This window comes from Ditibartonella apis, assembly GCF_001952075.1.
Classification (GTDB): domain Bacteria; phylum Pseudomonadota; class Alphaproteobacteria; order Rhizobiales; family Rhizobiaceae; genus Bartonella; species Bartonella apis.
Map to the genome: position 1 here is coordinate 1 of NZ_LXYU01000014.1, position 1,627 is coordinate 1,627.

A 1,627-nucleotide genomic window follows, 5' to 3' on the forward strand; every position below is an offset into this window, starting at 1 on the left:
ACGACTATGTTACCAGCGATACGCGGCCGACAATTTACATTAAGACCGACCATGCGCTCAGTGTGGCAAATGGTGAAAAAGTCCAGATCAATATTGGCGGGCAGTGGTACGACACAGAATATGATGCAGCAAACGACCGTTATTTCTTCCGTCCGGTAACAGCTTTGCCGGCAAGTGCCAATGGTAAAGATTATATCATCCAGACACGCATCATTGATGATTATGGTCGCACATCGGATATTGACGAAAAAACGATGACCATTGATAACGGTGCCCCGACCGGCACGTTAACACTGGATAAATTCATTGATGATGTCGGTGTTCCAGGCGAATTCAACAGCCATACCGATAGAAACTATACCGATGACCGCACACCTGAATTGCATGGAACAGTCACGGGTGCGAAGTCCGGCGATTATGTTGTCATTTATCTTTCGGATAAAAATGGCAATATTCTAAAAGACGAGAATGGCAATCCGATCAAGCTTGGTTCTGTCCGTCCGGATGGTACCAATTGGAAATTTACCCCCACTCTTGATGCAGCCCATTATGCGGATAATAAGGATTATTATTTTGTTGCCGTGCTTGAGGATACAGCAGGCAATCAGGGGGCAAAATCCGACCCTCTCGGATTGTTCCTGACGACTAAGGGGCCTGATTGGTCCGGCTCTAAGAGCTATGATGTCTATGACGATCAGGCTCCCGATGTCGGCATTATCGGGGAAAATAATAAACCGCACGTCACCGATGACAATCGGCCGACGGTCAAAGGCAAAGCGGGTTCCCTTGACCCAGCCAAGGTTGATTATGTGCTTCTTTATGATGGTGATCCGTCAAACAAGAACGCCCAGCCGATCGGCAAGGGACGGATCAACCCTGACGGTTCGTGGCAAGTTGAACCGGATAATCCGTTGATGCCGGGACATCACCATTTCTGGGTGGTTCCTGTCAACCATGCCGGCGTACCAAGTGAGACAAAATCGGATGAGTTCGACTTCGATCTTATCGGGCATGCTCCCGGTACTCCGTCGATCACCCAGCTTGGCCATGATGATGATCCGAATGTTTTGTTCCCGGATAACCAGATCCAGCAAAACGGGGTCACGCGCGACAACACACCGTTTATCAAAGGAACCGGTACAACAGGCTCTACTGTCAATATTTACGACCGTGTCGATGGCAAAGACGTGTTGCTTGGCCAAGCAAAAGTTGGTGATGATGGTCATTGGGAAAAGAGTTTGCCTGAACTTGCAGACGGTACCCATAATATCTGGGTTCAGGCGACAGATGCCGGCGGCAACAAGAGTTCGGCAACTGCTCCCTATCCGTTCGTGGTGGATACAACTGCGCCGGATGCTCCGGGACGTCCGACAATTTCGAGTGATGTGGAGCCAAATGTAGGGGATGTTACTGGTCCCGATACTACCAGTGGCAGCACCAACGACACAACGCCCACCTTCTCGGGCAAGATCAATAATCCGCAACCGGGTGATGTTGTGACCATTTATGATGGGGACAAAGCAATCGGCGAGACGAAAGTTAATCCGGATGGTTCGTGGTCGTTCACACCGACAACACCGCTTGGTAAAGGCGAACATCATTTTACCACTACGGTAAAAGATGCGGC

1 protein-coding gene is annotated in these 1,627 nt (G+C 49.8%); it reads left to right on the forward strand.

All coding sequences use genetic code 11. The annotated features are described in order from the left end of the window. Positions 1 to 1,627: Ig-like domain-containing protein (locus tag PEB0122_RS11555; protein WP_225867859.1), on the forward strand; the 1,627-nt coding region annotated here is incomplete at both ends.